The following is a 23,570-nucleotide window of genomic DNA, read 5'->3' as shown; positions in this document are numbered from 1 at the left end:
GTCCTCCCCACGTTTCCGCCCCCCTGCGGAGCGGGCAATGGGGGACAGTGATCCCCGATCAGAACCGCTTCCAGAGCGATCCCGACCAGCTGGTCGGTGATCGGCCCGGCCTCCCCGACGGCTGGACCGTGGGGACCCCCGACCCGGCCGACCGGTTCGACGTCGCGCGGCTGACCCACCTGCTCCGCGCGCACGAGCGGCACGGCCGCGGCTGGGCGGGCTCCGGGGTCGACGACGTGCTGGTGGAGGTCTCCGAGCGGGGCCTGCAGATGCGGGAGAACGTCGTCGTGCGCGACGCGTCCGGCGAGATCCAGGCGTGGGGGAGCGTCCACGACCGCTCCGCGGGGCGGATGCTGTTCGTGCACATCGTCGAGCGCGACCTCGCCGACGAGGTCGCGGACGCCTGCTCCGACGTGCTCCTGGCGTGGGCGGAGGGCCAGGCCAGGTCGGTGGGATCAGCGCGCGGCCTGCCGGCCCAGCAGATCGACACGGGCACGTTCGACGGCGACGAGCGGCAGGCCGGGTGGCTCCGCGCGGCCGGGTACGAGAAGGTGCGTCGCTGGTGGCAGATGAGCCGACCGGTCAGCCCCGACGAGCAGGACCTGGTGCCCGACCCCGACCGCTGGGAGACCGGCGGCGTGGTGTTCCGGCTGGTCGGACGCAGCGGCGACGGCATGCCGGACCACGACGACCTGCGCGAGGTGCACGACGTCCTCGAGGGCGCGTTCGTGGACCACTTCAACTCCAGCGAGGAGACCTTCGAGGAGTTCCTGTTCCGGCTCCGCGAGGACCCCGGCCACCGCTGGGACCACTGGTGGCTGGGCGAGCTGCTCGACGGTGACCGACCGCAGCCCGTGGGCGCGCTCATCGGCACCGTCTCGGAGAGCTCCACGGGCCCGGACGGGTCCTACGTCTCCTACCTCGGCGTCCTCGAGGCCGCCCGCGGTCGCGGGGTCGCCAAGGGACTGCTCCGCACGATCATCGCCGACGCCGCCGCCCGGGGGCGGGACCGGGTCGGGCTCGAGGTCGACGCCGACTCACCCACCGGCGCCGCTGGGCTCTACGCGTCGATGGGCTGGACGACGAAGTACGCCACGGAGTCCTGGCACCGGGACGTGCCGGTCAGCTGACGGTGGCCATCTCGGCGAGCGCGGCCCGCAGTGCCCGGTGGACGCCGTTCGGCGTGAGGACGCCGACGAACTGCGCGTCGCGCTTCACCGCGACCATCCCCCGGTCGTCGCGAAGCAGCACGGTGAGCGCCTCGCCCAAGGTGGTGTCGATGTCGATCGCCGCACCGAGGTCGCCGACGCTCACGCCGTCCAGCGGCTCGAGGTGTGCGGGGTCCAGCGGGATCACCTGGAGCCGCCGCAGCCCGGTCGTCGAGCCGACGAAGTCGGCCACGAAGTCGTCCGCCGGCCGGCCCAGCAGCCGCGCCGGAGTGTCGTACTGCGCCAGCCGTCCGCCGGCAGCGAACACCGCGACCCGGTCGCCGAGCCGGACCGCCTCGTCGATGTCGTGCGTGACGAACACGACCGTCACGCCCAGCTCCGCCTGGAGCCGGAGGAACTCGTCCTGGAGCCGGAGCCGGACCAGCGGGTCGACCGCGCCGAACGGCTCGTCCATCAGCAGGACGGGCGGCCTCGCCGCGAGCGCGCGGGCGACGCCCACCCGCTGCTGCTGTCCACCGGAGAGCTGGTGGGGGTAGCGGTCGGCGTACCGCGCGGGATCGAGCCCGACCAGCTCCAGCAGCTCGAGCGCCCGCTCCCGGGCCGTCGCCTTGGACTCGCCGTGGAGCAGCGGCACGGTCATCACGTTGGCGAGGATCTTCTGGTGCGGGAAGAGCCCGACCTCCTGGATCACGTAGCCGATGTTGCGGCGCAACCGGACCGGGTCCTCCCCGGTGATGTCCTGGCCGTCGATCTCGATCCTGCCGGAGGTCGGCTCGATCAACCGGTTGATCATCTTCAGGGTCGTCGACTTGCCGCACCCCGACGGCCCGACGAGGCAGACCAGCTCGCCCCGCCGGACGTCGAGGTCCAGCTCGCGTACGGCGACGGTGCCGTCGTCGTACGTCTTCCCGACTCCGGAGAGCCGGATCATCGGCTCGTTCAGAGCAGTCCCTTGTCCTCGAGGAACTGCTGGGCGACGTCCTCGGGCTTCTTGCGCTCGAGGTCGACCTGCACGTTCATGTCGGCGAGGTCCTCGGTGGTCAGCGCCGCGGACAGCTGGTTGAACACGTCCTCCAGGTCGGGGTTGGCGTCGATGAAGTCGCTGTTGACCGCCGGGGTGAGGTTCTGGGCCGGCTGGATGCCCTTGTCGTCGTCGAGGAGCACCAGGCCGAGGTCCCCGAGCGTGCCGTCGGTCGTACCGGTCTCACCCAGCTGCACCTCGCCCTTCTTCACGGCGTCCTTCACCTGCGCGCTGGCGAAGTCCAGCGGCACGATCTCCTTGATGTCGAAGCCGTAGGTCTTGGTCAGCCCGCCCGCGCAGTCGGAGCGTCCCTCGCAGTCCGGCGGCGCGCCGAGCTTGATCGGCTGGTGCATCGCCGCGAAGTCGGACAGCGTGGTCAGGTCGTTCTGGTCCGCGAAGTCCTTCGTGACGAAGAAGGCGTTCTGGTCCGTGGCGTCCGACGGCGGCAGGATCGAGATGCCCTTGGCCTCGGCCAGCGGCTTCAGCGCCTGCAGGGTGGCGTCCGGGTCGTGGCTGGAGACCAGGGGGGCATCGGCGCCGTTCGCCTCGCTGTTGAGGAAGTCGGTGAGGCCCGCGAGGTAGTCGGGGACGATGTCGACCGAGCCCTTGCTCAGCTCGGGCAGGTAGACGTCGCGGGTAGTGACCAGCTTGGTCTGCACGGTGTAGCCGGCGTTCTCCAGCACCTTCTGGTAGATCGCGGCCATGATCTGGCTCTCGGTGAAGTCCTGTCCGCCTACGGTCACCGAGCCCTTGTCGGCGCTGCCGGTGCTGTCGCCCGAGCCCGTGTCCTCCAGCGAGTCGCTCCCGCCGCACCCGGCCGTCGCGAGCAGGAGCGCTCCGGCCACCATCCCTCCGAGTACGCGTCCGATGCGCATGGGCGCCACCACCTTCTGTGTCCCGCGGGAATCCCCGCGCGTGTCCGATGGGCGCCCGTACGGCACCCGCTGTCTGACCCTAACGCGGACCACCGACAGCCGTCGGTGACGATCTGGTGACGGAGACCCGCGCACGACGCATCGGATCGGCGTAGCGCTGGATCAGGGCCATCGTCGCCTCCAGGACCAGTGCCCCGAGCGCGACCAGCACGGCGCCCGCCACCACCTCGTAGGTGCGGTGGTTGGCGAAGCCGCGCGTGATGATCCGGCCCAGCCCGGGACCTGCCACGAGGGCGGCGATCGTCGCCGTGGCCCAGACCTGCACCAGCGCCACCCGCACGCCGGTCATCACGACGGGCATCGCGAGCGGGAGCTCCACCGAGCTGAACACCTTGGCCCCGTTCATGCCCATCCCGCGCGCCGCCTCCACGGCACCGGGATCGACCTCCACCACGCCGACGTACGCGTTCGTGATGATCGGCGGCAGGGCGAACAGCACCAGGGCGATCAGCGTCGCCAGCCCGGCCCGGCCGTAGGGTCCGAACTGCTCCGATCCCACCGGTCCGAGGGCGAGGACCAGCAGCACGGCGAAGACGGGTACGGCGCGCCCGACGTTCGTCACGTTGACCGCGAGCGTGCCGCCGTGGTGGCGGTGGCCGAGATAGAGCGCGAGCGGCAGCCCGAGCACCATCGCGATCAGCAGCGCGGTCACGGTGAGCAGCAGCTGCTGGACCATGAAGGTGCCGATGCCGGTCGACCCGGACCAGTTCGACCCGTCGGTGAGGTAGGAGAAGACGTCACCGAGCACGGCGCGTCCAGGGGGTGAGCAGGCGCTGGACCAGCACCAGGGCGAGGTCGAACGCCACCGCGAGCACGACGCACAGGACGCTCGCGGCGAAGATCTGAGCCTTGAACTGGTTGCCGACCGCGAGCAGGAGCAGGTTGCCGAGGCCGCCGTACGACACGATCGAGCCCACGGTGACGAGGGCGACGGTCGAGACGGTCGCGACCCGGATGCCGGCCATGATCACCGGCAGCGCCAGCGGGATCTCGATCTGCAGCAGCATCCGCCTGTCGGAGTAGCCGATGCCGCGCGCCGACTCCTTCACCTCCTCCGGCACCGAGCGCAGACCGGCGATCACGTTGCGCACCAGGATCGTCAGCGAGTACAGCGCCAGGCCGATGATCACGGTGGTCGAGGTCAGGCCGGTGAACGGCAGCAGCAGCGAGAACAGGGCCAGCGATGGGATCGTGTAGACGATCGTCGTGCCGCCGACCACGGCGGTCTCCAGCGTCGGGTTGCGGCGGGCAAGCAGCCCGAGGGGGATCGCGATGAGCAGCCCGGCGAGGACCGAGACCACGGTCAGCCAGATGTGCTCGACGGTGGCGTCGACCAGCTCGGGACGGTAGTCGTGCCAGTACTGCGCGCAGATCCAGTCGTTGTCGACGTAGCACTGCGGCACGTCGTCCACGAGAGCGAGCACGGGCTGACGCTACTCCCGGATCTCGAAGTCGCGTAGTGCCAGCGCCACGGGGTCCACGCTGCCGGTCTCGATCACGGGGACGTCGATGCGAGCGCCCGACCCGGTGTGGACCTGGGGGACCGGGCCGCCGATCCGCGCGACGTACTCCATCACCGCGGTCGCGTCGTCCCGGCGGCCCATCTGCACCAGCCAGCCGGTGAGCCGGTGCACGGGCGGAAGCCCGGAGTGCACCAGCGACCGGGTGCCCCAGAACTCCCGCACGCCCGCGACCAGCAGGTCCCACCACTCGTCGGAGCAGCCCGGGATCTCGGTGAAGTAGCGGTGCAGGTCGCCGGCGAGCACCCGGTCCACGAAGACCTTGGTGACCTTGTCCGAGCCGAAGCCGGTCACGGTGGCCAGGGACATCCGCTTGGTCGTCCAGCGGTCCCGCAGGTCGTCGAGCGAGGAGCGCTGCTGGGTGATCGAGGAGCCGTCGTACCGGATCCGCCAGTGGTAGACGACGTCGGGCACCACGCCGAAGCGTCGCGCCCGGACGTACGCCGCGGTGGTCGTCGGCTGGTCCTCGTAGCGGATGCCCTCCGGCCAGGACAGGCCGGCGTTGTCCCAGAAGTCGCGCCGGTACAGCTTGTTCCACGCGAACACGTCGCCGAGCAGCTCGGGATGCTCCTCGACCACCACCGCCGCGCGCTGCCGGTGCAGCCGCCGCATCCAGGGCAGCTCGGCCAGCGTGTGGCCGTCCCAGCGCGCGACCGACCCCGTGACGAAGTCCGCGCCGGTGCGCCGCATCTGCCGGTGCAGCACGGCGTACGCGTCCGCGGGCACGACGTCGTCGGAGTCCGCGAAGGCGAGCAGCTCGCCGGTCGCGTGCCGAAGCCCCTCGTTGCGGGCGGCACCGAGACCGCGGTTCTCGACGTGCACGACGCGGACCCGGGGGTCCCGGGCGGCGTACTCGTCCGCGACGGCGCCGGAGCCGTCGGTCGACCCGTCGTCGACGACGACCACCTCGAGGGCGGGGTAGGTCTGGCCGAGCACGCTGTCCAGCGCCTCGGGCAGGTACGCCTCGACGTCGTACACCGGCACGATCACGCTGACCAGCGGTGAGCGGCGCCCGAACTTCATGGGGGAACGCTATCGACCGTAGAGTTCGACAGCGTGAGCGCCGAGCCAGCAGCCGACCCGTCCGCCGTGGACCGCAGCGACGTCGACCCGTCGGCCTACCCGCGGAAGGTGCTGTTCGTCGCCGGGGCCGGCCGCAGCGGCACCAGCACGATGGCCGGGCTGATGCAGATCATGGGCCTGCACGTCCCCCTGCCCGAGGTGGCTGCCGACGAGACGAACCCCAAGGGCTTCGGCGAGCCGCAGTGGGTGGTCGAGAACCACGACCGGCTGCTCAAGGAGTCCCTGGTCCAGGTCAGCGACGCGCGCCCGGACGCGTGGTTCGAGACCGGGCGCGTGTCGACCAAGGAGCAGGAGCGGATCCGCGCCGCCGAGTGGCTCGAGGGCCACTTCGCGGTGAACTCCGAGCTCGTCGTGAAGGACCCGCGGCTGAGCTGGTTCCTCTCGTTGTGGCGGGTCGCCGCGATCCGGACCGGTGCGACCCCGGTCTTCGCGACCATGCTGCGCCCGCCCGCGGAGGTGGTCGGCAGCAAGCAGACCTACTACAAGAACCGGCTGGGCTCGGCGCACCTCGCGGCGTCCTGGCTGAACATGCTGCTGCACACGGAGCGGGCGACGCGTGAGTCCGTGGCCGACGGCGGCCGCGTGTTCGTGCGGTACGGCGACCTCCTCGACGACTGGACCAGGGTGGTGATGCGGGTCGGCGAGCAGCTCCAGCTGGAGCACGTCATGCACGCGCGCAGCGAGGCGATCCGCAACGGGCACCGCTTCGTCGACCCGAACCTGCGCCGGATGAGCCAGACCCTCGACGACCTCGGACTGCCGCCGCGCCTGCACGAGCTGACCGCCCAGACGTGGGAGGAGCTCAACAAGCTCGCCGAGCCAGATGGCGACACCGCCGAGGTGCACGCCGCCCTCGACCAGCTCCGCGAGGGGTACGTCGACCTCTACGAGGAGGCGGAGGCGATCTCGGCCTCGTCGGTCGTGGCCGCCGAGCAGAAGACCCGCAAGCAGCTCAAGGGCGGCGCGAAGCCCGCGCCGGCTCCGGCCGCGTCGGGCGCGGACAGGATCCCGCACGGCGTCCGCGCTGCCGTGCCGGCGCCGGTGCGCCGGGGCATCCGCAAGATGCTCGGCAAGAGCCGATGAGGCGGGGCCGATGACCGCACACCTCGGCGCGACCGGCCTGCAGAATCTCGAGGGCCACACGGACTTCGACATCACCTGGCCGTGGCTGCGGCCGGAGGGCCTGCGGCCGGGCTCGACCGCGGTGCTGCGCGTGAAGAACGAGGCGCCGTCGCTGCCATTCGTCCTGCCTCCGCTGCTGCGGGCGTGCGACTTCGTGCTGCTCGTCGACAACGGCTCCGAGGACGGTACGCCGGACGTCGCGCGCGAGACGGCGGCGAGGGCGGGGCACGCCGACAAGCTGACGGTCACGTCGTACCCGTTCCCGGTGGCGCGCGCAGGCGCCGAGCACCTCGAGGTGCACGAGCTGTCCGTGCACTCGCTGTCGTACTTCTACAACTGGTGCTTCGCCCAGGTCGGCACCCGCTACTCGTGGAAGTGGGACGGCGACATGGTCCTCACCACCGAGGGCGAGGTCACGATCGCGGACCTCGGCTGGCAGGTCGGGGACGTGCAGACGATCATCCGGGTGCCGCGGCACGGGCTGTACCTCGCGAGCGGGTCGAAGGGCTACCTCGACCTCGGCTGGCGCAACGCCGAGGAGTGGGGCTTCCCGATCGGTCCGGAATTCGTCTACACGAAGGCCTTCGAGTGGGAGATCCGGACCACGCCCGAGGGCGTCCGCTCGGTCGGGCTGCCGCACGGGATGTGCGTGGAGCTGAAGTACCTCGACGGCGAGGAGTTCGCGCACTGGACGGACCCGGAGTCGTTCGCGACGTCCTGGCGCAACCGCCGCAAGCGCCGCGAGTGGGAGGTCTTCCACGCGCTCAAGGACGGCGTCGTGCTGCCCGGCGTGCACGAGATCACCGCGCCGCCCGGCGTGCACATCGTGGACCACGTCACCCACGACTGGCTGCCGCGCGCACCGCGGCCCCTCGACGTCGGCTGAGTCCCACCAGTCCCGACGTGTCGGCTACGTCACGTGCACACGCGGTTACGTAGGTCTGGACCGGGGCGTAGATTCGGCACCGCCGGGGAAGAACGACCCCGACACACCACCAGACGAGCACACCGTCCGGTACCCACACCGGCCCCGAACCGCAGACGCGGAGAGGGGTGGTCGGAGGGACTGGAACGAAAGGTTCGACACCCATGACGCATCGGATCGGCGTTGTCGGCGCGGGACGCGTCGGCGCTGTCCTGGCCGCCGCCCTCCAGTCCGCCGGCCACACGGTCGTGGCCGCCGCCGGCGAGTCGGACGCCTCGCGCTTCCGCATCGCCGACCTGCTGCCGGGCGTGACCCACGCGAAGCCGACCGACGTCGCCCGCGCGTGCGACCTCCTGCTCCTGACCGTCCCCGACGACATGCTCGCGAACGTCGTCACGGTGCTCAGCGACAGCGGTGCCATCCGGCCGGGCCAGTACGTCGTGCACACCTCCGGTCGGCACGGTCTGGCCGTCCTCGAGCCCGCCCGCCGCATCGGCGCGCACGTCGTGGCGATGCACCCCGCCATGACCTTCACCGGCACCGCCATCGACCTGGACCGGCTGGCTGGCTGCGTCTTCGGCCTGACCGCGGCCGACGCGGAGCGCGCGTTCGCGGAGGGGCTGGTCGCGGACCTCGGTGGCCGCTCTATGTGGGTGCCCGAGGAGATGCGCACGCTCTACCACGCGGGTCTCGCGCACGGGGCGAACCACCTGGTCACGCTGGTGACGCAGGCGATGGAGCTGCTGGCCGCTGCCGGCGCCGACGACCCCGCCGGCACCCTGCGCCCGCTGCTGACCGCCGCTCTCGACAACGCCCTCGACCAGGGCGACTCCGCGCTCACCGGCCCGATCGTCCGCGGTGACGTGAACACCGTCCGGGCCCACCTCGCCGACATCGCGGCGAACGCGCCCCACACGATGCCGTCGTACGTCGCCCTCGCCCGCGACACCCTCGACCGGGTGGTCACCGACGGCCGGGTCCTCCCGATCCGCGCGGCCGCGATCCGCCGGGTCGTCGACGACGCCGAACGCACCGCCCAGCTCCAGGCCGCGCGACGCCGATGAGCTCGGGCCCCGCCCTCGCGAGCACGCGCGAGGAGCTCGCCACGCTGCTCGCGGACGCCCGCGGGCCGGTCGGCTTCGTGCCGACGATGGGGGCCCTGCACGAAGGGCACGCCAGCCTGCTGCGGGTCGCCCGGGAGCACATCGGCGGCGGACCCCTCGTCGTGTCGATCTTCGTGAACCCCCTGCAGTTCGGGCCGACGGAGGACCTGGACCGCTACCCACGCACGCTCGACGCCGACCTGGAGATCTGCGCGCGCGAGGGTGTGGACGTCGTGTTCGTCCCCAGCGTCGACGAGGTCTACCCGGGCGGAGAGCCTCAGGTCACGATCCAGCCCGGCCCGCTCGCGAAGGTGCTCGAGGGCAGGACCCGGCCCGGCCACTTCCGCGGCGTGCTGACCGTGGTCGCCAAGCTGTTCGGGCTGGTGCGGCCCGAGGTCGCGGTCTTCGGGCAGAAGGACTACCAGCAGCTCGCGCTGATCCGCCGGATGGTGCTCGACCTCAACATGGGCGTGGAGGTCGTCGGCGCCGAGACCGTGCGCGAGGAGGACGGGCTCGCGCTGTCCAGCCGCAACCGGTACCTCGATCCCGACGAGCGCGCGCAGGCCGCGACCCTGAGCCGGGTGCTGCGCGCCGCCCAGGACGCGGCGGAGTACGGCGCCGCGAGCGCCCTCGCCGCCGCCCGTGCCGAGCTGCGGGCCGCCCAGGGGGTCGACCTCGACTACCTGGTGGTCACCGACCCGGACCTGGGCGCGCTGCCCGACGACGTACCTCCCGGGACCGAGGCCCGCGCGCTCATCGCCGCCCGCGTGGGCAGCACCCGGCTGATCGACAACATGCCGCTCGTGCTCGGGCGAGCAACCGCACCCCCGAAGGACTCCTGATGCTGCGCACCATGATGAAGAGCAAGATCCACCGGGCCACGGTCACCCAGGCCGACCTGCACTACGTCGGCTCGGTCACCGTCGACGAGGACCTCCTCGATGCCGCCGACCTGCTGCCGGGCGAGCTCGTGCACATCGTCGACATCACCAACGGTGCCCGCCTCGAGACCTACACGATCGCCGGCGAGCGCGGCTCGGGCGTGATCGGGATCAACGGCGCCGCGGCCCGGCTCGTGCACCCCGGCGACCTCGTGATCCTCATCGGCTACGGCCAGCTGGAGACCGCCGAGGCGAGGGAGCTGAAGCCGCACGTGGTGTTCGTGGACGCGGACAACAAGATCCTGGCGACCGGCTACGACCCGGCCGAGGCCGTCGCAGGGACCGGGCTGGTCCGTGGTGACCAGCCGGCCCAGCGGTAGCCTGCGGCAATGTCCTCAGCGTCCACCGCTCCGGTACGCCGCGTGCCCGGTCGCCTGGTCGCGCCGGAGCCCGGCTGGACCACCACCGCCGACGTCGTCGTCGTCGGCTCCGGCATCGCCGGGCTGACCGCCGCTCTGCGGCTTCGCGGCCAGGTCGAGAAGATCCTCGTCGTCACCAAGGACGTGCTGGCCGCCGGCTCCACCCAGTGGGCGCAGGGCGGCATCGCCGCCGCGCTCGGCCCCGGCGACACTCCCGCCGAGCACGAGGAGGACACCCTCGTGGCGGGTGCCGGTGCCTGCGACCGCGAGGCCGTGCGGGTGCTGGTCACCGAGGGACCGGACGCCGTGCGCGAGCTGATCGCCCTGGGCACCAACTTCGACCACGACCCGGACGGCGAGCTCTCGCTGACCCGGGAGGGCGGCCACCACCGGGACCGGATCGCGCACGCCGGCGGCGACGCCACCGGCGCGGAGATCCAGCGCGCGCTGATCGCCGCGATCGAGCAGGCACCCGAGATCGAGGTGGTCCAGCACGCACTGGCCGTCGACCTGCTGCTCGCCGGCGACGGCGGCGTCGCGGGCCTGACCCTGCACGTGATGGGGGAGGGTCAGCGAGACGGCGTCGGCGCCGTCCGCTGCCGGGCGGTGGTGCTCGCGAGCGGTGGCCTGGGCCAGGTGTTCTCCCAGACCACGAACCCGGTCGTCTCCACCGGAGACGGCATGGCGGTCGCCCTGCGGGCGGGCGCGGTGCTGCGCGACCTCGAGTTCGTGCAGTTCCACCCGACGGTGATGTACCTCGGCCCCGACTCCCACGGCCAGCAGCCGCTGATCTCCGAGGCGGTGCGGGGCGAGGGCGCCTTCCTGGTGGACTTCGAGGGCCACCGCTTCATGCAGGGCGAGCACGAGCTCGCCGACCTCGCCCCGCGCGACGTGGTCGCGAAGGCGATCATGCGGCGGATGATCGAGACCGGACAGCCGCACATGTGGCTCGACGCCCGCCACCTCGGTCTCCCGGCGAGCGAAGCGAGGCGCGCCGGTGATCGAGTAGGCGGCGAGGAAAGAGCCGCCGTATCGAGATTCTGGGAGCGCCGGTTCCCGACGATCCTCGCCACCTGCCGGCGGTACGGCATCGACCCGGTGACCGACCTGATTCCGGTGGCGCCCGCGTGCCACTACGCGTCCGGCGGCGTCCGCACGGACCTGTGGGGCCGCAGCAACGTCCCAGGCCTGTACGCGACCGGCGAGGTCGCCTGCTCGGGCGTGCACGGTGCGAACCGGCTGGCCTCCAACTCGCTGCTCGAGGGGCTGGTGTTCTCCCGCCGGATCGCGCAGGTGCTGCCCGGCGAGCTCCGGGCGCTGCAGCCGCCCGCACCGGACACCCGCACCCCGGGCCTGGTGCCGGGCACGCTCCGGCGCGACCTGCAGGAGGTGATGACCTCGCGCGTCGGCGTGCTGCGCAACGCCGAGGGCCTCGTCGACGCCACGAGCCTGCTGGACAAGCTGGCCGGGACGAGCGCCGACGTCGTCGACCAGGACTCGTGGGAGACCACCAACCTGCTGACGATCAGCACCGCGCTCGCCGACGCCGCCGCACTGCGCGAGGAGACCCGCGGCTCGCACTGGCGCGAGGACTTCCCCGAGCGCGACGACCTGCACTTCGCCGGACACTTCGACGCGGTCATGGCCGACGGCGCGACCACCTTGGAGCTCCGGTGACCTCGCCGTACGACGACGAGCTGGCCGCGTCCGGCCTCGACCCGGAGGCGGTGCTCGCCCAGGTCCGGTCCGCGCTCGCGGAGGACCTGCCGCGCGACGACGTGACGAGCGTGGCGACCATCTCGGTCGACGCCCACGGCTGCGGGGTGTTCGCCGCCCGCGAGCCGGGTGTGGTCGCCGGTCTGGGCGTCGCGGCCCTGGTCTTCCACGCCGTCATGGGCGAGAGCGTCGAGGTCACGGACCGGGTGCCGGACGGCACCAGGGTGGAGCCCGGCGACGTCGTGATGCGCGTGTCCGGCCCGACCCGCGGGTTGCTCACCGCCGAGCGCACCGCGCTCAACTACGCCAGCCACCTCTCCGGCGTCGCGACCGCCACGTCGCACTGGGTGGAGGCGCTGGCCGGGACCAGCGCGCGGGTGCTGGACACCCGCAAGACCCTGCCGACGTTCCGCGCGCTGCAGAAGTACGCCGTGCGCTGCGGTGGCGGCGTGAACCACCGCTTCAGCCTCAGCGACCGGGCGATGGTCAAGGACAACCACGTCGTCGCCGCCGGCGGAGTGGTGCCGGCGTACGAGGCCGTGCGCGCGGCGTACCCCGACCTGCGCGTCGAGGTCGAGGTCACCGACCTCGACCAGCTGCGCGAGCTGCTCGACGCCGGCTGCACCGAGATCCTGCTCGACAACATGGACACCGCCACGATGGCCGAGGCGGTGCGTTTCACGGCCGGCCGGGCCACCCTCGAGGCCTCCGGCGGGCTCACCATCGAGCGCGCCCGTGAGGTCGCCCAAACCGGCGTGGACTTCATCTCGGTCGGCGCGCTCACCCACTCGGTGAAGGTCTTCGACCTCGGACTCGACCTCTCCGAGGGCTGACGATGGCCCTGCTCGCCGCCGACATCGGCAACAGCCACACGCTCCTGGGCCTGCTCGCCGACGGCGAGGTCACCGCTGACTGGCGGGTGGCGACCGACGAGCGGCGCACCTCGGACGAGTGGGCGGTGCTGCTCCGGGGCCTCCTCGGCACCGGCCTCGACGAGGTCGACGGGATCGCGGTCTGCGCGACCGTCCCGGCGGTGCTGCACGAGTGGCGGGACATGCTGGCGCGGCACTTCGCCGACGTGTCCTGCCTGGTGGTCGAGCCGGGGGTCCGGACCGGCATTCCGGTGCTCATGGACAACCCGCGCGAGGTCGGCACCGACCGGATCATCAATGCGCTCGCCGCGGTCCACGAATACGGCGGGCCGGCGATCGTCGTCGACTTCGGCGGCACCGCGACCACGTTCGACGTGGTCAATGCCAAAGGACAGTACGTCGGCGGCGCGATCTCGCCGGGAATCGAGATCTCCCTCGAGGCGCTCGGTCGACGCGGCGCCCAGCTGCGCAAGGTGGAATTGCAGCGACCGCGCACCGTGATTGCGAAGAACACCGTCGAGGCACTCCAGTCGGGAATGGTTTTCGGCGTGGCCAGCCAGGTGGAGGGCATCGTCGCCCGGATGACGGCAGAGCTGGGCGAGCAGCCATCCAGGGTGCAGGTGATCGCGACCGGTTATCTCGCCGGCCTGGTTCTCGACGAATGCACCTGCTTCACCCACCACGCACCGTGGCTGACGTTGCGCGGGCTCGAGCTGGCATTCACCCGCAATAGGTGATGGCGCACACCCCGAAATGGGAAAAGTATTCGTCTTGTGGGAGCATGGGAAATAGTCCAATACCTTTTCCCACAGTGAGGTCTAAGAAATGGCCCAGAAGGTCAACATTGTTCTCGTCGACGATATCGACGGGAGTGAGGCGACGGAGACCGTCTCCTTCGGTCTCGACGGCACGACCTACGAGATCGACCTGAACGAGAAGAACGCGGCGAAGCTGCGCGACTCGCTCTCCGGCTACATCGGCCACGGCCGCAAGGTGGGTGCGGCCCCGCGCCGGGGGCGACGCTCCGCAGCTGCCGCGGCGAACGGACCCAGCGCCCGGGAGATCCGGGACTGGGCGCGCTCGAACGGCCACGACGTCCCCGACCGGGGCCGGGTGTCGGCCGACGTACGGGCGGCGTACGACAACGCGCATTGATCACGCCCCCGCGACGGGGTGTCGAGACCCAGCAAGACGACACCCAGCAAGACGACACAGGGCGGTGACCACGCCGGTCACCGCCCTGTTCCGTCCCACCGGGTCTCGACGCGCCCGTCAGGGCTTCGCGTGCGTCGCTCACGCGCTGCTGCTGCCCCCGTGTTCGCTCTCAGCGGACTGACTGGGCTGCGATCGGGGAACGCGTAGGCTGTCCGTGGGGTTGGAGTCCACGTAGCCCCACCGAAGCTTCAGGAGCGATGCGCATGTTCGAGCGGTTCACTGACCGAGCCCGCCGGGTGGTCGTGCTGGCCCAGGAAGAGGCCCGCATGCTCTCCCACAACTACATCGGGACCGAGCACATCCTGCTCGGCCTCATCCACGAGGGCGAGGGCGTCGCCGCGAAGGCGCTGGAGAGCCTCGACATCTCGCTCGAGGCGGTGCGCGCGCAGGTCGAGGAGATCATCGGCCAGGGCCAGCAGGCGCCCAGCGGCCACATCCCCTTCACGCCGCGCGCCAAGAAGGTGCTCGAGCTGTCCCTGCGCGAGGCGCTGCAGCTCGGCCACTCCTACATCGGCACCGAGCACATCCTGCTGGGACTGATCCGCGAGGGCGAGGGCGTCGCCGCCCAAGTGCTGCAGAAGCTCGGCGCGGACCTGAACCGCGTCCGGCAGCAGGTCATCCAGCTGCTCTCCGGCTTCCAGGGCAAGGAGTCCTCGGGTCCCGGCGCGACCACGGGCTCGTCGTCCAGCGACGCGCCGTCGTCCTCGCTGGTGCTCGACCAGTTCGGTCGCAACCTCACCCAGGACGCCCGCGAGGGCAAGCTGGACCCGGTCATCGGCCGGGAGCAGGAGATCGAGCGGGTCATGCAGATCCTGTCCCGCCGTACGAAGAACAACCCGGTGCTGATCGGCGAGCCCGGCGTCGGCAAGACGACGATCGTCGAGGGCCTGGCCCAGGACATCGTCAAGGGCAACGTGCCCGAGACGCTCAAGGACAAGCAGATCTACACCCTCGACCTCGGTGCGCTGGTCGCGGGCTCGCGCTACCGCGGTGACTTCGAGGAGCGCCTGAAGAAGGTGCTGAAGGAGATCCGCACCCGCGGCGACATCGTGCTCTTCATCGACGAGATCCACACGCTCGTCGGCGCGGGCGCGGCCGAGGGCGCGATCGACGCGGCCAGCATCCTCAAGCCGATGCTGGCTCGTGGCGAGCTCCAGACGATCGGTGCGACCACGCTGGACGAGTACCGCAAGTACCTCGAGAAGGACGCCGCGCTCGAGCGCCGGTTCCAGCCGATCCAGGTCGCCGAGCCCTCGATCGCGCACACCATCGAGATGCTCAAGGGCCTGCGCGACCGCTACGAGGCGCACCACCGCGTGACGATCACCGACGAGGCTCTCGTCTCGGCGGCGACCCTCGCCGACCGCTACATCTCCGACCGGTTCCTGCCGGACAAGGCCATCGACCTGATCGACGAGGCCGGCTCGCGGCTGCGGATCCGCCGGATGACGGCGCCCGCGGACCTGCGCGAGTACGACGACAAGATCAGCGAGGTGCGCCAGCGCAAGGAGGCCGCCATCGACGGCCAGGACTTCGAGGCGGCCGCCCGGCTGCGCGACGAGGAGAAGCAGCTGATCCTCAAGAAGTCCGAGCGCGAGCGCCAGTGGCGCGCGGGCGACATGGACGAGGTCGCGGAGGTCGACGAGGAGCTGATCGCCGAGGTGCTCGCCGTGGCGACCGGCATCCCGATCGTGAAGCTCTCCGAGGAGGAGTCGACCCGGCTGCTCAAGATGGAGGACGAGCTCCACAAGCGCGTCATCGGCCAGGACGAGGCCGTCAAGGCCCTGTCGCGGGCGATCCGGCGTACCCGTGCCGGCCTGAAGGACCCGAAGCGTCCCGGCGGCTCGTTCATCTTCGCCGGCCCCTCCGGCGTCGGGAAGACGTGGCTGTCCAAGACGCTCGCCGAGTTCCTCTTCGGCGACGAGGACTCCCTGATCCAGCTCGACATGTCGGAGTTCGGCGAGAAGCACACCGTCTCGCGGCTCTTCGGCTCGCCTCCGGGCTACGTGGGCTACGAGGAGGGCGGCCAGCTCACCGAGAAGGTGCGCCGCAAGCCGTTCTCGGTTGTGCTGTTCGACGAGGTGGAGAAGGCCCACCCGGACATCTTCAACAGCCTGCTGCAGATCCTGGAGGAGGGTCGCCTGACCGACTCGCAGGGCCGGGTGGTCGACTTCAAGAACACCGTCATCATCATGACCACCAACCTCGGCACCCGCGACATCGCCAAGGGCATCAACCTCGGCTTCCAGCAGTCCGGTGACGCGGCCGGCTCCTACGACCGGATGAAGGCCAAGGTGTCGGAGGAGCTCAAGCAGCACTTCCGCCCCGAGTTCCTCAACCGCGTCGACGAGATCATCGTGTTCCCGCCGCTGTCGCAGCAGCAGATCGTCGCGATGGTGGACAACATGATCGCCTCGGTCGAGCTGCGGATGCGCGACCGCGACATGCGGATCGAGCTGACGCAGGCGGCGAAGAACCTGCTCGCCGAGCGGGGCTTCGACCCGGTCCTGGGCGCCCGGCCGTTGCGCCGGACGATCCAGCGCGAGATCGAGGACGTGCTCGCCGAGAAGATGCTGTACGGCGAGGTCGGCCCCGGCCAGATCGTGCTGGTCGACGTCGAGGGCGAGGGCCCGACCGCGTCGTTCTCGTTCCACGGCCAGAAGGTCGGCGAGCTGCCGGATCTGCCGCCGTTCGAGACCGCCGAGGTCACCAGCGGTGACGTGGTGGCCGAGGGACCGGACGACTCCGACAGCGGGTCGGACGTCCCCCGCGCCGAGTGATCCACGCCGAGTCGGCGCAGTCTCAGCTGAGACTGCGCCGACTCGGCATTTCAGGGGAGCGCGTAGGTGTCCGGACCGACGTGCACGACCAGGCCGTCCTCGACGAGTGAGGCCAGGCAGCGCACCCGCTGCGCCTCCTCGGTCCACGCGGCATCCAGCCGCGACCGGTGCACCGGCCCGGCGCTGTCGCGCAGCACGGCGAGCAGCCGGCCCCGGCACTGGCGGTCGGTGCCGGCCCACGTCTGCACCTTGCGCGGCGGCCCGTCGTACGCCGGGTAGCCGGCCGCCCGCCAGGCACACAGGTCGCGCACCGGGCAGGCGTCGCAGCGCGGGTTGCCCGCGGTGCAGACGAGCGCGCCCAGCTCCATCAGCGCCACCGACCAGGTCGGTGCGTCCTCCTCGGGCAGCAGCTCCAGCGCGACCTCGCGCTCGGCCTTCGTGACCGCCACTGACGGGAGCTCGACGCCCTGCACCGTGCGGGCCAGCACCCGCCGCACGTTGGTGTCCAGCACGACGTGGCGCCGGCCGTGCGCGAACGACGCGATCGCGGCCGCGGTGTAGTCGCCGATGCCGGGCAGCGCCCGCAGGTCGTCGTACGCCGCGGGCACCTCGCCGCCGTGCCGCTCGACGATCGCGACGGCCGCGGCGTGCAGCCGCAGCGCCCGGCGCGGGTAGCCCAGCCGGCCCCACGCGCGCACGGCCTCACCGCTCGGCTCGGCCGCCAGCGCGGCCGGCGTCGGCCAGCGCGCCAGCCACTGCTCGTGCACGGGCAGCACCCGGGCGACCGGGGTCTGCTGGAGCATGAACTCGGAGACCATCACCGACCACGGCGACGCCCGGGGGCCGCGCCACGGCAGGTCGCGCGCGTGCTCGCCGTACCAGCGCAGCACCGGACCGTGGAGCCGGCTGCTCGGTGAGGGGTTCATCGGCGCCCATCCTGCCCGGTGTGGCACCACCATCCGGGGCCGGGCGCTGACTAGCGTTCGACCATGCCGCCGCTGACCCGAGGACCGCTCCCCGCGAGGGTCTACTGGACGCGCCGGCTGCTCGTCCTCGGTACGGCGCTCGCGCTGGTCTTCGGCATCGGCCGGCTGCTCGTCGGCGGCAGCGACGGAGCGTCCGGCGAGGACGCCGCAGCTCAGGTCGCCGCCGACACGACGCCCACGACGACCCCGTCCGACACCACCCTCACGACCGCCGTCACACCGTCCGGCACGAACCACCGGACGAGCACACCGGACCCGACGCCCACGCTGGCCGTGCCGGAGGGGGAGTGCGCCGGGACCGACATCGCCGTCACGCCGAAGGTCACCAACGCGGTCGGTGGCCGTCCGGTGCGGATCGTGCTGCAGCTGCGCACCCTCGAGACACCGGCCTGCACCTGGCGGATCGACCGCGACGCGTTCACCGTCAACATCACCTCCGGCAAGGACCAGATCTGGTCCAGCCGCCAGTGCCCGCGCGCGATCCCGGTGAGCGACGTCGTCGTGCGCCAGGCGGTCACGACGAACGTCGCACTCACCTGGAGCGCCCGGCGCTCCGACGACGCGTGCTCGAAGTTCACCGACTGGGCCGGCCTGGGCTGGTACCACGTCACCGCGGCCGCGCTCGGCGGCGAGCCGTCCGACGTGCAGTTCGAGCTGAAGGCGCCCACGGCGACCACCATCACCAGGACCGCCCAGCCGACGCAGAGCCCCAGCAACGGGCCCAGCAACGGGCCCAGCAACGGGCCCAGCAACCGGCCCAGCAACCAGCCCAGCAGCCGGCCGAGCAACACGGCGAGCGGCCGGCCTCTCACCAGCCCGTCGGGCCACCCGGACTGATCGGTTAGACGTACCGCTCGAGGATCGTGGACTCCGCGAGGCGGGACAGGCCCTCGCGCACGCTGCGGGCGCGCAGCTCGCCGACGCCCTCGACCGCCTGGAGGTCGTCGACGCCGGCGGACAGCAGCTTCTGGAGCGTGCCGAAGTGGTCGACCAGCCGGTCGACGACGGTGCTGGGCAGCCGCGGCACCTTGGCCAGCAGCCGGTAGCCGCGCGGGGCGACCGCACCGTCGAGGTGCTCGCCGGTGCCGAGGCCGAGTGCCCGCGCCGCGGCGGCCGGGTCGACGAGCTCGGTCGACGACAGCGACTCGAGCCGGTTGAGCAGCGCCTCGGGGCTCTTGGTCCGACGGCCGGCCGGCAGGTAGTCGCGGATCACCAGCTCGCGCTCGGTGTCGACCCCGGTCACCAGCTCCTCGAGCTGGAGCGAGAGCAGCCGCCCGTCGGTGCCGAGCTCGAGCACGTAGTCCTCGATCTCGACGGCGATCCGGGTGACCATCTCGAGCCGCTGGGCGACGACCGCGACGTCGCGGACCGTGACGAGGTCCTCGATCTCGAGCGCGGACAGGGTGCTGGACACCTCGTCGAGGCGCAGCTTGTACCGCTCCAGGGTCGCCAGCGCCTGGTTCGCGCGCGAGAGGATCTGGCCGGAGTCCTCGAGCACGTGGCGGGTCTCGCCGACGTACGCCGCGATGATCTGCATCGACTGCGACACCGAGATGACCGGGTAGCCGGTCTGCCGTGCCACCCGGTCGGCGGTGCGGTGCCGGGTGCCGGTCTCCTCGGAGGGGATCGTGTGGTCGGGCATCAGGTGCACGGCCGCCCGGCTGATCCGGGTGACGTCCTTGTCGAGGATGATCGCGCCGTCCATCTTGGCCAGCTCGCGCAGGCCGGTGGCGGTGAACGGCACGTCGAGCGTGAAGCCGCCGGTGGAGATCGACTCGACGAGCTTGTCGTGGCCGAGGACGATCAGCGCACCGGTGCGGCCGCGGAGGATCCGCTCGAGCCCGTCGCGCAGGGGAGTGCCGGGCGCGATGGTGGCGAGCGTGGCGCGCAGGCGCAGCTGCTCGTCCGAGCGGTCGGTGGGCACGCGAGGAGTCTAGAGGTCTTCGACGGGTCGCGGACGCTGGACGTCCGTGGTGAGCAGCTGCAGCAGCCGCAGCGCCGAGCCGACGTCGGGAACGTCGAGCACCCGCATGCCGTCGACCATCCACGACTCCGGCGACCGGGCCGCGGGACGCCCGGGCTCGGTCGGCACCACCGCGAGCTGGAACCCCAGCCGGGCCGCCTCGGCGAGTCGCTGCGGCAGGTCCCGGACCCGGCGCAGCTCGCCGGACAGCCCGATCTCGCCCATCGCCACCACGCCGCGCGGCGGGGGGACCCCGCGGCTCGCCGACGTCAGCGCGACCGCGACCGCGAGGTCGCTCGCCGGCTCGACCACCCGGGCGCCGCCGACCGTCGAGGCGAACACGTCGAGCGTGTGCAGCCGGACGCCGCAGTGCTGCTGGAGCACCGCCATCACCATCGCGACCCGGGAGGAGTCGAGCCCGGAGGTCGTACGGCGCGGTCGCTCCGCGGCGCTGTGCGTCACCAGGGCCTGCACCTCGGCGAGCAGCGGCCGCCGGCCCTCCATCGTCACCGCGACGCAGGTGCCGGGCACCTGGGCGTGGTGGTTCTCCACGAACAGCCCGGTCGGGTCGGTGACCGCGTTGATGCCCTCGGTGCCGAGGTCGAAGCAGCCGACCTCGTCGACGGGGCCGAACCGGTTCTTCATCGCGCGCACCATCCGGAACCTCGAGTCCCGGTGGCCCTCGAAGTGCAGCACCACGTCGACGACGTGCTCGAGCACCCGCGGGCCGGCGATCGAGCCGTCCTTGGTGACGTGGCCGACCAGCACGGTGGTGATGTTGCGGGTCTTGGCCACCCGCACTAGCGCGGCCGCGACCTCCTTGACCTGGCTCACGCCGCCGGGGACGCCGTCCACGCCGGGGGCGCCGATCGTCTGCACCGAGTCCACGACGATCAGCGTCGGCCGCACCTCCTCGATGTGGGTGAGGACCGCGCCGAGGTCGGTCTCGGCGGCGAGGTAGAGCTCGTCGTGCACCCCGCCGGTGCGGTCCGCCCGGAGCCGCACCTGCGACGCCGACTCCTCGCCGGTGACGTAGAGCGTGCGGCGCTGGTAGCGCGCGGTCTGGGCCGCGACCTCCAGCAGCAGCGTGCTCTTGCCGACGCCGGGCTCGCCGGCGAGCAGGGTCACCGCACCCGGCACCAGGCCGCCGCCGAGGACCCGATCGAGCTCGGGCACGCCGCTGGTCCGGAAGGTCGAATCCTCCACCGACACCTGGCCGATCGGGACCGCAGGGCGGGTGACCGGCGTGGCGGCCGTGCGTCCCGCCGGCGCGGCGGCGGCCTCGGCCACCGAGCCCCACGCCTGGCACTCGCTGCAGCGGCCGACCCACTTCGAGGTCTCCCAGCCGCACTCGGAGCATCGGAAGGCGGGACGGGCGGTCTTCGGCATGGCGGACACGCTAGGCGGCCGCGCCGACAGCGGGTTCTGTGGTGTCATTGGATCGATCAAGGTCGCGTGGAGAGGAGGGCGGTTGTCCAGGAGCACCGGTCGGCTCGCCACGCCCCCGACGCTCGCCGACGTCGCCGAGCTCGCCGGCGTCTCCCGCCAGACGGTGTCGAACGCCGTCAACAACCCGGACCTGCTGCGCGCCGACACCCTGGCCCGGGTCCTCGAGGCGATCGACGAGCTGGGCTACTCGCCGAACCGCGCCGCCCGCAACCTGCGCACCCGCGCGTCGCACCTGATCGGGATGCGGATCAGCGCGGCCCAGGAGGGCACCGCCAACGCCACCATGGACCGGTTCGTGCACTCGCTGGTGGAGACCTCTCGGGAGGCGGGCTACCACGTGCTGCTGTTCGCGGGCGCCCACGAGGACCCCCTCACCGGGTACGACGACCTGCTCCGCTCGACCGCGGTCGACGCCTTCGTCGTCACCGACACCTACCTCGGCAACCCGCAGGCGACCTGGCTCCAGCAGCAGCGGGCGCCGTTCGTGGCGTTCGGCCGGCCGTGGGACAACCCCACGGCCGAGCACGCCTGGGTCGATGTCGACGGTGCGGCCGGCACCGACCTCGCGACCAGCCACCTGATCGAGCGCGGCCACCACCGGATCGCCTGGATCGGCTGGCGCAAGGACTCCTTCATCGGCGAGGATCGCCGCTCCGGCTGGAGCCGCGCCATGCACGCGCGCGGCCTGTCGACCACCGGGCTCGCCTCCCGTGTCGAGGACACGATCGCCAGCGGCCGGGAGGCCAGTGCCGTGCTGCTCGACGAGGCTCAGCCCTCGGCGTTCGTGTGCGCCTCGGACACGCTGGCGATGGGGGTGCTGCACACCCTGCGTGACCGGGACATGGAGGCCGGCCGCGAGATCTGCGTCATCGGCTTCGACGACTCCCAGGTCTCCCAGGTCGTGCCGCCCGGGCTCACCTCCGTCCGCCAGCCCCTGGAGCAGGTCGCGATCGAGATCGTGAAGGCGCTGGAGGGGATGCTCGCGCACCCGCCCGTCGTCGGCCCCGGCGTGATGCTGACGCCGACGCTGGCCGTGCGTGGCAGCAGCTAGTAGCGCCGCCACCAGAGGTTGACCGCGTAGTCGACCTCGGTGCCCTCGTGGGACGCGAGCACCTCGTCGGCCACCTCGCGGCTGAACTCGATGCGGACGACGCTCTCGAGGTCGGCCCGCGACGAGAAGGCCCACCGCATGTCGACGGGCGTGCGCGTCCAGCCGCGCGTCGACCAGAACCGCTCGACAGCACCGGGGTCGACCTCGGGGTACCCCCGGCGGAACCACGCCCCGAACGTCGAGCGGGTCGGGTCGTTGTCGATCACGAACGCCGTGCCGCCCCGGCGTACGACCCGGTCGAGCTCGGCCAGGCCGGGCTCGCAGCCGGGGCCGAAGAAGTACGCCCACCGGGCGTGCGCTACGTCGACCGACGCGTCCGGGACCGGCAGTGACTGGGCCGTGCCCTGCACGACGGACACGTTCGGCAGCCTCCGGGTACGCCGGCGGGCCAGCGCGACCAGGTCGCCGTGCGGCTCGACGCCGACCACCGACGAGGCGGTGGAGGCGAACCGGGGCAGGTGGAAGCCGGTGCCGCAGCCGACGTCGAGCACCGTGCGCCGGTCCCACGGGGAGACCGCCCGCATCGCCGCCTCGATGGCCCGATCCGGGTCGACCGCGCGGTTCTCGAGCTCGTAGGTCGACGTGTGGTGCCAGATGTTGGGGCTCGGCCGAGCCCCGGGGTCGATCAAAGACGCACGAGGCCGCTGGGCGTCTGGAACTGCGCGGCGAGGATGCCCGGGGTGCCGTTCGGGGCGACCCACTCCACCTTCACGTCCTCCAGCGGCGCCTCGACGGTCTCGCCGAGCCACTCGCTGACCCGCTGCGGGTCGCCGGCGATCTCCAGGCAGGCCAGGGAGTACGCCGGGTCCGCGCCCGCGCTCGGGTGCATCTCCGCGGGGCTCTGCCACTGGATGAAGAACGGCAGCTGCGGGTCCGCGATCAGGCCGTTGACGCCGATCTGCTTCCACACCAGCTCGCTGCCGTCGGGGCGGTGCCGGTTGCCCTTCGCCGCCTCACGGCCGAGCCGCTGCTCGACGGTAGAGATGTCATCGACCGCGACGACCCAGCCCAGCCAGCCGCCGCCGAGGAGGGACCGGGCGCGCACGGCCTGGCCGAACGGGGCCTTGTCCGACGCGGGGTGGTCCAGCACCTCGACGATCTCGAGGTAGGTGTTGCCGGCGAGCGGCAGGATCATGTTGCGGGTGCCGAAACGAGGGTGGACACCACCGTCGACGAAGTCCTTGCCGAGCAGACCCCCGATGCGCTGGGCAGTGCTGGCGAGGCCATCCGGTCCTGCTGCGAAAGAGAGATGGTCCAGGCGCATGCGACGATTCTCGGCGTTCTCTCAGGAACGCCGGAC

General features: G+C 71.9%; 23 protein-coding genes. 13 read left to right on the top strand and 10 right to left on the bottom strand.

What is annotated here, in order from left to right:
- Positions 1-47 precede the first annotated feature (47 nt).
- A complete protein-coding gene (locus tag ACVW2K_RS01270) occupies positions 48-1,130 on the top strand; it encodes a GNAT family N-acetyltransferase (protein ID WP_457201240.1) in 1,083 nt (360 codons plus the stop codon).
- Here ACVW2K_RS01270 and ACVW2K_RS01265 read toward each other — a convergent pair.
- The 5 genes from ACVW2K_RS01265 to ACVW2K_RS01245 all read right to left on the bottom strand — a co-directional run bounded on the left by ACVW2K_RS01265 (position 1,123) and on the right by ACVW2K_RS01245 (position 5,668).
- A complete protein-coding gene (locus tag ACVW2K_RS01265; RefSeq protein ID WP_028638774.1) occupies positions 1,123-2,100 on the bottom strand; it encodes an ABC transporter ATP-binding protein in 978 nt (325 codons plus the stop codon). The genes ACVW2K_RS01270 and ACVW2K_RS01265 overlap by 8 nt on opposite strands.
- A gap of 8 nt (positions 2,101-2,108) precedes the next feature.
- Positions 2,109-3,065, bottom strand: a complete 957-nt coding sequence (locus tag ACVW2K_RS01260; RefSeq protein WP_457201239.1) for an ABC transporter substrate-binding protein — start codon at positions 3,063-3,065, stop codon at positions 2,109-2,111.
- A 79-nt stretch (positions 3,066-3,144) separates the two neighbouring features.
- Positions 3,145-3,873 (bottom strand): ABC transporter permease, encoded by a 729-nt coding sequence (locus ACVW2K_RS01255; protein ID WP_457201238.1) that lies wholly within the window; start codon positions 3,871-3,873, stop codon positions 3,145-3,147.
- Positions 3,863-4,549, bottom strand: a complete 687-nt coding sequence (locus ACVW2K_RS01250; RefSeq protein ID WP_197025407.1) for an ABC transporter permease — start codon at positions 4,547-4,549, stop codon at positions 3,863-3,865. The genes ACVW2K_RS01255 and ACVW2K_RS01250 overlap by 11 nt, the downstream gene beginning before the upstream one ends.
- Positions 4,550-4,558: 9 nt before the next feature.
- Positions 4,559-5,668, bottom strand: coding sequence for a glycosyltransferase family 2 protein (locus tag ACVW2K_RS01245; protein WP_457201237.1), 1,110 nt, complete (start codon positions 5,666-5,668; stop codon positions 4,559-4,561).
- Positions 5,669-5,701: 33 nt separating this feature from the next.
- Here ACVW2K_RS01245 and ACVW2K_RS01240 point away from each other — a divergent pair, with 33 nt between their 5' ends.
- The 10 genes from ACVW2K_RS01240 to ACVW2K_RS01195 all read left to right on the top strand — a co-directional run bounded on the left by ACVW2K_RS01240 (position 5,702) and on the right by ACVW2K_RS01195 (position 16,761).
- The gene (locus ACVW2K_RS01240) at positions 5,702-6,811 is read left to right on the top strand and encodes a sulfotransferase family protein (RefSeq protein ID WP_457201236.1); all 1,110 of its coding nucleotides are present in this window, start codon (positions 5,702-5,704) and stop codon (positions 6,809-6,811) included.
- A gap of 10 nt (positions 6,812-6,821) precedes the next feature.
- Positions 6,822-7,736: a hypothetical protein gene (locus ACVW2K_RS01235; protein ID WP_457201235.1), complete on the top strand. Its 915-nt coding sequence runs from the start codon at positions 6,822-6,824 to the stop codon at positions 7,734-7,736.
- Positions 7,737-7,939: 203 nt separating this feature from the next.
- Positions 7,940-8,839, top strand: coding sequence for a Rossmann-like and DUF2520 domain-containing protein (locus tag ACVW2K_RS01230; RefSeq protein ID WP_457201234.1), 900 nt, complete (start codon positions 7,940-7,942; stop codon positions 8,837-8,839).
- Positions 8,836-9,720: a pantoate--beta-alanine ligase gene (gene panC / locus ACVW2K_RS01225; protein WP_457201233.1), complete on the top strand. Its 885-nt coding sequence runs from the start codon at positions 8,836-8,838 to the stop codon at positions 9,718-9,720. The genes ACVW2K_RS01230 and panC overlap by 4 nt, the downstream gene beginning before the upstream one ends.
- Complete coding sequence (gene panD, locus ACVW2K_RS01220) at positions 9,720-10,139, top strand: aspartate 1-decarboxylase (protein ID WP_028638782.1); 420 nt, start codon at positions 9,720-9,722, stop codon at positions 10,137-10,139. Before panC ends, panD begins: the two co-directional genes overlap by 1 nt.
- Positions 10,140-10,148: 9 nt before the next feature.
- Positions 10,149-11,855 (top strand): L-aspartate oxidase, encoded by a 1,707-nt coding sequence (locus ACVW2K_RS01215; protein ID WP_457201232.1) that lies wholly within the window; start codon positions 10,149-10,151, stop codon positions 11,853-11,855.
- On the top strand, positions 11,852-12,727 hold the full coding sequence (nadC, locus tag ACVW2K_RS01210) for a carboxylating nicotinate-nucleotide diphosphorylase (protein ID WP_457201231.1): 876 nt from the start codon (positions 11,852-11,854) through the stop codon (positions 12,725-12,727). Before ACVW2K_RS01215 ends, nadC begins: the two co-directional genes overlap by 4 nt.
- 2 nt (positions 12,728-12,729) lie before the next feature.
- A complete protein-coding gene (locus ACVW2K_RS01205; protein ID WP_457201230.1) occupies positions 12,730-13,503 on the top strand; it encodes a type III pantothenate kinase in 774 nt (257 codons plus the stop codon).
- Positions 13,504-13,591: 88 nt separating this feature from the next.
- Positions 13,592-13,921 carry a histone-like nucleoid-structuring protein Lsr2 gene (locus ACVW2K_RS01200; RefSeq protein ID WP_028638785.1) on the top strand — a complete coding sequence of 110 codons (330 nt, stop codon included), beginning with the start codon at positions 13,592-13,594 and terminating at the stop codon, positions 13,919-13,921.
- Positions 13,922-14,184: 263 nt separating this feature from the next.
- Positions 14,185-16,761 (top strand): ATP-dependent Clp protease ATP-binding subunit, encoded by a 2,577-nt coding sequence (locus tag ACVW2K_RS01195; protein ID WP_028638786.1) that lies wholly within the window; start codon positions 14,185-14,187, stop codon positions 16,759-16,761.
- Between the two features lie 50 nt (positions 16,762-16,811).
- Here ACVW2K_RS01195 and ACVW2K_RS01190 read toward each other — a convergent pair whose 3' ends face one another.
- The gene (locus ACVW2K_RS01190) at positions 16,812-17,687 is read right to left on the bottom strand and encodes an A/G-specific adenine glycosylase (protein ID WP_457201229.1); all 876 of its coding nucleotides are present in this window, start codon (positions 17,685-17,687) and stop codon (positions 16,812-16,814) included.
- Between the two features lie 63 nt (positions 17,688-17,750).
- Between ACVW2K_RS01190 and ACVW2K_RS01185 the strand changes: the two genes are divergently transcribed.
- Complete coding sequence (locus ACVW2K_RS01185; protein WP_457201228.1) at positions 17,751-18,584, top strand: PT domain-containing protein; 834 nt, start codon at positions 17,751-17,753, stop codon at positions 18,582-18,584.
- Positions 18,585-18,588: 4 nt separating this feature from the next.
- On the opposite strand, the gene disA is transcribed toward ACVW2K_RS01185, so the two are convergent.
- Both disA and radA read right to left on the bottom strand, forming a co-directional pair.
- Positions 18,589-19,671, bottom strand: coding sequence for a DNA integrity scanning diadenylate cyclase DisA (gene disA / locus ACVW2K_RS01180; RefSeq protein WP_028638789.1), 1,083 nt, complete (start codon positions 19,669-19,671; stop codon positions 18,589-18,591).
- A gap of 9 nt (positions 19,672-19,680) precedes the next feature.
- Positions 19,681-21,099, bottom strand: coding sequence for a DNA repair protein RadA (gene radA, locus ACVW2K_RS01175; RefSeq protein ID WP_457201227.1), 1,419 nt, complete (start codon positions 21,097-21,099; stop codon positions 19,681-19,683).
- 82 nt (positions 21,100-21,181) lie between these two features.
- Between radA and ACVW2K_RS01170 the strand changes: the two genes are divergently transcribed.
- Positions 21,182-22,210 carry a LacI family DNA-binding transcriptional regulator gene (locus ACVW2K_RS01170; protein WP_028638791.1) on the top strand — a complete coding sequence of 343 codons (1,029 nt, stop codon included), beginning with the start codon at positions 21,182-21,184 and terminating at the stop codon, positions 22,208-22,210.
- Here the strand turns inward: ACVW2K_RS01170 and ACVW2K_RS01165 are convergent.
- Together ACVW2K_RS01165 and ACVW2K_RS01160 are read right to left on the bottom strand one after the other, a co-directional pair.
- Positions 22,207-22,899, bottom strand: a complete 693-nt coding sequence (locus ACVW2K_RS01165; protein WP_457201226.1) for a class I SAM-dependent methyltransferase — start codon at positions 22,897-22,899, stop codon at positions 22,207-22,209. The two genes, ACVW2K_RS01170 and ACVW2K_RS01165, sit on opposite strands and share 4 nt — an antisense overlap.
- Entirely contained in the window at positions 22,896-23,534 is a 639-nt protein-coding gene (locus ACVW2K_RS01160; RefSeq protein ID WP_457201225.1) for a VOC family protein, read from the bottom strand. Before ACVW2K_RS01160 ends, ACVW2K_RS01165 begins: the two co-directional genes overlap by 4 nt.
- Between the last annotated feature and the right edge of the window lie 36 nt (positions 23,535-23,570).

The sequence above is a fragment of the Nocardioides sp. HB32 genome (genome assembly GCF_054058995.1).
Note: the sequence above shows the minus strand (reverse complement) of the source record. Positions and strands in the feature narration are given on the sequence as shown.

Bases quoted from the DNA above. Each gene is read 5' to 3' on its own strand.
- ACVW2K_RS01230 (WP_457201234.1), top strand. From the start codon at position 7,940: ATGACGCATCGGATCGGCGTTGTCGGCGCGGGACGCGTCGGCGCTGTC.
- panC (WP_457201233.1), top strand. From the start codon at position 8,836: ATGAGCTCGGGCCCCGCCCTCGCGAGCACGCGCGAGGAGCTCGCCACG.
- ACVW2K_RS01185 (WP_457201228.1), top strand. From the start codon at position 17,751: ATGCCGCCGCTGACCCGAGGACCGCTCCCCGCGAGGGTCTACTGGACG.
- ACVW2K_RS01265 (WP_028638774.1), bottom strand. From the start codon at position 2,100: ATGATCCGGCTCTCCGGAGTCGGGAAGACGTACGACGACGGCACCGTC.
- panD (WP_028638782.1), top strand. From the start codon at position 9,720: ATGCTGCGCACCATGATGAAGAGCAAGATCCACCGGGCCACGGTCACC.
- ACVW2K_RS01215 (WP_457201232.1), top strand. From the start codon at position 10,149: ATGTCCTCAGCGTCCACCGCTCCGGTACGCCGCGTGCCCGGTCGCCTG.
- ACVW2K_RS01235 (WP_457201235.1), top strand. From the start codon at position 6,822: ATGACCGCACACCTCGGCGCGACCGGCCTGCAGAATCTCGAGGGCCAC.
- ACVW2K_RS01195 (WP_028638786.1), top strand. From the start codon at position 14,185: ATGTTCGAGCGGTTCACTGACCGAGCCCGCCGGGTGGTCGTGCTGGCC.
- ACVW2K_RS01190 (WP_457201229.1), bottom strand. From the start codon at position 17,687: ATGAACCCCTCACCGAGCAGCCGGCTCCACGGTCCGGTGCTGCGCTGG.
- radA (WP_457201227.1), bottom strand. From the start codon at position 21,099: ATGCCGAAGACCGCCCGTCCCGCCTTCCGATGCTCCGAGTGCGGCTGG.
- ACVW2K_RS01260 (WP_457201239.1), bottom strand. From the start codon at position 3,065: ATGCGCATCGGACGCGTACTCGGAGGGATGGTGGCCGGAGCGCTCCTG.
- ACVW2K_RS01245 (WP_457201237.1), bottom strand. From the start codon at position 5,668: ATGAAGTTCGGGCGCCGCTCACCGCTGGTCAGCGTGATCGTGCCGGTG.
- ACVW2K_RS01205 (WP_457201230.1), top strand. From the start codon at position 12,730: ATGGCCCTGCTCGCCGCCGACATCGGCAACAGCCACACGCTCCTGGGC.
- ACVW2K_RS01160 (WP_457201225.1), bottom strand. From the start codon at position 23,534: ATGCGCCTGGACCATCTCTCTTTCGCAGCAGGACCGGATGGCCTCGCC.
- ACVW2K_RS01200 (WP_028638785.1), top strand. From the start codon at position 13,592: ATGGCCCAGAAGGTCAACATTGTTCTCGTCGACGATATCGACGGGAGT.